This window comes from Sinomonas notoginsengisoli (assembly GCF_021554725.1).
GTDB classification, from domain to species: domain Bacteria; phylum Actinomycetota; class Actinomycetes; order Actinomycetales; family Micrococcaceae; genus Sinomonas; species Sinomonas notoginsengisoli.
Map to the genome: position 1 here is coordinate 21,866 of NZ_JAIZDP010000018.1, position 6,136 is coordinate 28,001.

The 6,136-nt window shown below is 70.8% G+C and carries 7 protein-coding genes; 4 read left to right on the forward strand and 3 right to left on the reverse strand.

Annotated features, from left to right (window positions below; all coding sequences use genetic code 11):
- Window position 1: 1 nt before the first annotated feature.
- Window positions 2–253 (reverse strand): hypothetical protein, encoded by a 252-nt coding sequence (locus LF262_RS16495; RefSeq protein WP_235781498.1) that lies wholly within the window; start codon window positions 251–253, stop codon window positions 2–4.
- Window positions 250–456 carry a hypothetical protein gene (locus LF262_RS16500; protein WP_235781499.1) on the reverse strand — a complete coding sequence of 69 codons (207 nt, stop codon included), beginning with the start codon at window positions 454–456 and terminating at the stop codon, window positions 250–252. Before LF262_RS16500 ends, LF262_RS16495 begins: the two co-directional genes overlap by 4 nt.
- A 77-nt stretch (window positions 457–533) precedes the next feature.
- Here LF262_RS16500 and LF262_RS16505 point away from each other — a divergent pair, with 77 nt between their 5' ends.
- From LF262_RS16505 to LF262_RS16520, 4 genes are all read left to right on the forward strand, one after another.
- The gene (locus LF262_RS16505) at window positions 534–1,196 is read left to right on the forward strand and encodes a response regulator transcription factor (RefSeq protein ID WP_235781500.1); all 663 of its coding nucleotides are present in this window, start codon (window positions 534–536) and stop codon (window positions 1,194–1,196) included.
- A 119-nt stretch (window positions 1,197–1,315) separates the two neighbouring features.
- The gene (locus tag LF262_RS16510; RefSeq protein WP_235781503.1) at window positions 1,316–2,338 is read left to right on the forward strand and encodes a 3-oxoacyl-ACP synthase III; all 1,023 of its coding nucleotides are present in this window, start codon (window positions 1,316–1,318) and stop codon (window positions 2,336–2,338) included.
- Window positions 2,332–5,034 carry an alpha/beta fold hydrolase gene (locus LF262_RS16515; RefSeq protein WP_235781501.1) on the forward strand — a complete coding sequence of 901 codons (2,703 nt, stop codon included), beginning with the start codon at window positions 2,332–2,334 and terminating at the stop codon, window positions 5,032–5,034. Before LF262_RS16510 ends, LF262_RS16515 begins: the two co-directional genes overlap by 7 nt.
- Window positions 5,031–6,026: an NAD-dependent epimerase/dehydratase family protein gene (locus LF262_RS16520; RefSeq protein WP_235781502.1), complete on the forward strand. Its 996-nt coding sequence runs from the start codon at window positions 5,031–5,033 to the stop codon at window positions 6,024–6,026. Before LF262_RS16515 ends, LF262_RS16520 begins: the two co-directional genes overlap by 4 nt.
- A 28-nt stretch (window positions 6,027–6,054) precedes the next feature.
- On the opposite strand, the gene LF262_RS16525 is transcribed toward LF262_RS16520, so the two are convergent.
- On the reverse strand, window positions 6,055–6,136 hold an 82-nt coding region (locus LF262_RS16525; protein ID WP_235781504.1), incomplete at its 5' end, for a 3-hydroxyacyl-CoA dehydrogenase family protein.

Sequence of the window (6,136 nt, forward strand, 5' to 3'; positions counted from 1 at the left end):
GTCAAAGACGGATGCCGCGGCGCCGGGTGAGCTGGTCCAGCGAGATCGGGATTCCCGACCACGGGAGCGAATGTCCCGGCACGAAGACCTCCTCGGCGCGGAAGCCTCTCTGGCGGCGCCTCCCCGAGGCCACTTCCCAGACGACGTACACCCGGCCGCTGCCCGAGCCTACGGCATAGCCGTGGATCTCCCCCGCGCCGTCTCTCGCGATGACCTTCTGTGCGGCAGTCCGGGCAATTTCCTCGACCGTCACAGGCTGCCCGCGCCTTGGGCGTGGAACGGGAGGCCGCGACGGTGCAGGGCCGCAACGATCACCTGCTCCCGCTCGGCCAAGGCCGTGACGGACTCAGCGGCCGCGGCGATTCCGTCGTGACGCATCGCGTCCTCGACTTGCGCCAACTCCACAATGAGTTCGCGAACGGTGGCGCGATCCGGATCTGCTGGTGTCGAGAGCATGGATTCATGCTACGCGGGACTAGACGACCCTTTCTTCACCCCAAGGGGTGAAGAACGTCTGGTTTAAGATAGAGGCCATGAGTGCGATGCGTGTGGCCCTTGTCAACGACTACGAAGTCGTCGCCCAAGGGTTCCTCGGGATGCTTCGGTCGTACCGTGATGTCCTCCAGGTGGTCGAGATGGACCTCCGGCACAACGTGAGCCAGCCTGTGGACGTCACGCTGTACGACACGTTCGCGGCGCTCCAGGGAGACGGCGAGGACGTGCGGCAGCTGGCTGCGAACCCCTTGGCGGGCAAAGTCGTAGTCTACTCGTGGAATCTCGATCCGGCGCTCGTGGAGGCCGCCTTCGCCAACGGGGCGAGCGCGTACCTCTCCAAGGGCCTTCCCGCACGCGAGCTCGTGGCCGCCCTGGAGGCCGTGCACCGCGGCGAGCGGCCCGCACTGGCCCCGGAGCGGGGTGCGCCCCAGCCTGTGGGAGGTGACTGGCCGGGCCGCGAAGAAGGCCTGACGCCGCGTGAAGCTGAAGTCCTGGCCCTCATCACCCAGGGTCTGGGCAATGTGGAGATCTCCGAGCGCACTCACCTCTCGGTCAACTCGGTCAAGACCTTCATCCGCAGCTGCTACCGCCGGATCGGTGTGACGAACCGGAGCCAGGCCATTCTGTGGGGCGTCGAGCACGGGTTCCGCCCGGACCGTGGACGGATTCGGCTCGATGAGGCGGGGCGGGAACCGGCCTGATCCTCATCGTCATCCAAGCGTGGGCTAAGCTCTTCGGGCGTCTGCTCTCGTCTTGAGCTTCCCCTGAAGTGGGTACAGTCACCGCATGGACGCAGCACGGCAACGAACAGGGGCATGACTTGGCAGGGAACGCGACCTTCCGCCACAGCAACACGGCGCTGCTTTCGGTGAGCAGCGTCGAGGCTCCGAGGATCGTGAGTTCCACGGACTTCGACCAGAGGCTGGCTTTGACCCTGCGCCGCCTGAAGTTCCCGCCGCGGCTGCTGGAGCGCGTCGCCGGCGTGACGCACCGCCGCTGGTGGGCGACCGGAACGTCGTTCGACGACGCCGCACTCGAAGCGGGCGCGAAGGCGCTGGCCGAGTCGGGCGTCGAAGCTTCCGAGGTCGGGCTGCTGATCAACACCTCGGTGACCCGGCGCAACCTCGAGCCCTCCGTCGCGGTGAAGATCCACCACGGGCTCGGCCTGCCGTCGTCGGCCATGAACTTCGACCTTGCCAACGCCTGCCTCGGATTCGTCAACGGCTTCATCCTGGCGGCCAACATGATCGACTCCGGCCAGATCAGGTACGCGGTGATCGTCAACGGCGAGGACTCCCAGGCCGTCCAGGAAGCCACCCTCGCGCGGCTGCAGCGGCCCGAGACCACGCGTGAGGACTTCAGCCGGGAGTTCGCCACGCTCACGCTCGGGTCCGGGGCAGCCGCGGCCGTCCTCGGTCCCGCAGATGGGCACCCCGGGGCCCACCGCCTCGTCGGCGGCGTGATGCGTGCGGGTACCGAGCATCACCAACTCTGCGTGGGAGGCATCCACGGTATGGCCACTGACACGAAGGGCCTGCTCGACGGCGGCCTCCAGCTCGTGGTCGACGCCTGGCACGAAGCCCAGCCGGAGTGGGACTGGGCGGCTATGGACCGCTATGTCACCCACCAGGTCAGCAACGCCTACACCCAGGCGATCATCAGGGCCGTCGATCTAGACCCAAACAAGGTTCCGATCACGTTCCCGCACTGGGGCAACGTGGGCCCTGCGTCGCTTCCCATGACTCTCGCGGCCGAGGCACAGTCCCTGGCCGCGGGCGATCGGATCCTCTGCATGGGCGTCGGCTCAGGACTGAACACGGCCATGGTGGAAATAGTTTGGTGAGCGTCAGCTGGCCTGGGGTCGACCCGGAATGGTCACGCACCGTCTCCGTGAAGTCCACCTCGGCCGCCGATCTGCCCGGCACGGTGCGCCGCTGGCACCTGCTGGACAACGCAGGCCAGCTCTCCCGCCGGGGCCTGGTCCCGGCGGGGACCCTGCTGTGCGTCCACGGCAACCCGACGTGGTCGTATCTGTGGAGGACGTTGCTGGCCGCCGGATCTGACCCCGCCCGTCCATGGCGGGTGGTAGCGGTGGACCAGCTGGACATGGGCTACTCAGAGCGCACGGGCACCTTCCGGCGCCTCACGGACCGGATCAATGACCTCGCCGACCTCACCGATGCCCTGGGCCTGGCCGGGCCGGTGGTCACCGTGGGCCACGACTGGGGCGGGGCCATCAGCCTTGGCTGGGCCCTCGCGCACCCGCAGCACACGGCCGGGGTGGTGCTGACCAATACCGCCGTCCACCAGCCGGCCGGCTCGGGAATTCCACCGGCGCTGCGGCTTGCGATGCACCCGGCGGTCCACAGGTGGGGCACAACGACGTCGGACGCCTTCCTGCGGGTGGCGCACGCCTTGGCCCGGCCGGCCCTGCCAGCCGAGGTTCACAGCGCTTACATGGCCCCCTATCGCGGCGCGAGCCGGCGGGGCGGGGTGGGAAACTTCGTCGCGGACATTCCGCTCGATGCGTCTCATCCGAGCTTCTCAGCGCTCAGCGGCGTGGCGGAGGGACTGCGGGGCCTGCGGGTGCCGGCCCTGATGCTCTGGGGCCCCAGGGACCCCATCTTTTCCGACCGGTACCTCAAGGACCTCATCGGCCGGCTTCCGCACGCGGACGTCCACCGCTTCGAAGGCGCCGGTCATCTCCTGGCGGAAGACCGGGACATCGCCACACCGATCTTCCAGTGGCTCGCCGGGCTAGGCCGGGCTGAGGGGACGGACGGCGACCGCCCGGCGTCGGACGCCTTGACGGCCGGCGCCCGCGAACGGAAAGGTGCGCCCGAGCGGGAGCCAGCGAAGTTCCTACCGCTGTGGCACCTGCTCGCCGAACAGGCGGCAGGGCCGACGGGCGGCGATACCGCCGTCGCTGAGATGTCGCCGGAGGGCGCCATCAGCCGTTCGCTCAGCTGGCAGCAGCTGGACCGGGAGATCTCGGAGCTCTCCGCCGGGCTGCGAGAGGCCGGCGTGAGGCCGGGCAGCCGGGTGAGCCTCATGGTTCCGCCCGGCGTGGACCTCACCGTGGCGCTGTACGCCTGCCTGCGGCTGGGCGCCGTCGTGGTGGTGGCCGACGCCGGGCTGGGAACCAGGGGTCTGAGCCGCGCCGTGAGGGGCGCCGCCCCCGACTTCCTGGTCGGAATCGACAAGGCGCTGGCGGCCGCTGCGCTGCTCGGCTGGCCGGGACGGCGTATCAGCGTGCGGGATCTCCCGTCCGCGCGACGCCGCATCCTCGGCGTCGAGACCTCCCTCAGTGCCCTGGCCCGCACCGGGGCAGGGCTCGACGCGCATCGGCCGGGGCCCCCTCCGGACCCGGCGGCCCCGGCCGCGGTCCTCTTCACGTCCGGCTCCACCGGTCCTGCCAAGGGCGTCGTCTACACGCACCGGCAGCTGGCAGCGATGCGGGACACGGTGGCCGAGACCTTCGGGATACGTTCCGGTGCCAGGCTGGTGGCAGGCTTCGCTCCGTTCGCCCTGCTCGGCCCGGCACTCGGCGCGGTCTCGGTGACCCCCTCGATGGACGTCACGGCCCCGCGCACCCTCACGGCCCGCGCGCTGGCGGACGCGGCGGCGGCCATAGACGCCACAGTAGTGTTCGCCGCGCCGGCAGCGCTGCGCAACGTCCTTGCCACGCGGGACGGCGTGGGCGAGGCGGGGCACGAGGCCCTGGAACGGGTGGAACTGCTGCTCTCTGCCGGCGCGCCCGTCCCCGAACCGCTGCTGGCCCAGGTGCAGCGGCTCCTGCCGCAGGCGTCGCTGCACACCCCCTATGGCATGACCGAGGCGCTGCCGGTCACCGACATCACTCTGGAACAGATCCAAGCGGCCGACGCCGACGCTGCCGCCGGCACCGTGCCGGGCACCGGCAATGGCGTGTGCGTCGGCCTGCCGGTCCACGGCGCGCGGGTGGCCGTCGTCCCGCTGGTAGCGGACGGCACGGCGCCCGGATCCCATCCAGTGACTGAGGCCGGCACGACCGGCGAAATCCTGGTCAGCGCCGCCCACGTCAAGGACGCCTACGACAGGCTCTGGATGACCCAGCGCGAGAGCTCAAGCCTTCCCGGATGGCACCGCACGGGCGACCTGGGGCACTTCGACGCCGCCGGCCGGCTCTGGGTGGAGGGACGACTGGCCCATATCGTGACAGCGCCGGGTGCCGTGATAACGCCGGTGGGTGCCGAGCAGGCCATCGAGCGCCTGGACTCTGTCCGGCTGGCCGCGATCACGGGGGTCGGACCGGCGGGGACGCAGGCCGTGGTCGCCGTCGTCGAGACCGTACCTCCCGCCCGCAGGGCCGGGCCTGCGGCACCGCAGCTCGCCGCACGCGTCCGCTCGGCGGCCCTGGACGCTGGCGTCGCGGTCTCCGCTGTGCTCGTGGTCCCCGCCCAGCCCACGGACATCCGGCACAACGCCAAGATCGACAGGGCCCGCCTGTCACGGTGGGCCTCACGGGTCCTGGCCGGCGGCCGTCCAGGGAAGCCATGAGGGTCCTGGTCACCGGCGCCAGCGGGCTGCTCGGGCGCGAAGTGGCCCGACTCCTGGTCCGCCAGGGGCACGCCGTCACCACATTCCAGCGGCGTCCCTCAGGGGTCGACGGTGCCGCAGACTTCTGCGGGTCCGTCACCGACGACGAGGCGGTCCGAGGGGCCGTGGAGGGCGCAGAGGCCATCCTCCACCTGGCCGCGAAGGTCTCCTTCACGGGCCGGGCCGCGGAGTTTGACAAGGTGAACGTCGAAGGGACCCGCGGCCTGCTCCGCTCCGCCCGGGCCGCCGAGGTGCGGGATGTGGTGTTCGTCTCCTCCCCCTCCGTGGCCAACTCGGGCGCCGCCATGGCGGGGCTCGGCGCGCAGCCAGCCGACCCGCGGTGGGCGCACGGTGACTACTCCCGCACCAAGGCCGAGGCCGAGCTCCTCGCGCTGGCGGCGGACGCTCCGGAGTTCCGGGTCGCGGCGGTGCGGCCGCACATCGTGTGGGGCCCCGGTGACACCCAGTTGGTGGAACGCGTCCTGCAGCGTGCCCAGCACCACCGCCTGCCCCTGCTCGACGCTGGCGCAGCCCTGATCGACACCACCTATGTGGACAACGCCGCCTCTGCCATCGTCGCCGCGCTGCACCGCATCGAGCACGTCCATGGCAGGGCCGTTGTCGTGACCAACGGCGAGCCACGGCCAGTGGGTGAGCTGCTGGCGGGCATCTGCGCCGCCGGCGGCGTCCCCGCGCCGTCGTGGGCCGTGCCGGGCGCGGTGGCGCGTGCCGCCGGGGCGGCAGTGGAGAAGCTCTGGACCTGGGCCGGGCGGAGAGAAGAGCCGCCGATGACCAGGTTCCTTGCCGAGCAGCTCTCCACCGCGCACTGGTTCGACCAGCGCGAGACCCGTGAACTCCTCGACTGGACCCCCTCCGTCTCACTTGACGAGGGACTGGCGAGGTTGGCTGAGTACTACGGCTCCCAGCCTGCGGCGCGGAGTCCACGGTCCTGACCGTCACGTGGTCCTGCTGGCCGAGGGATCAGGTCCAGTCGTAGAAGCCCTTGCCGCTCTTGCGGCCGAGTTCGCCGTTGGCGACCTTGTCGCGGAGGATCTGTGGGGGC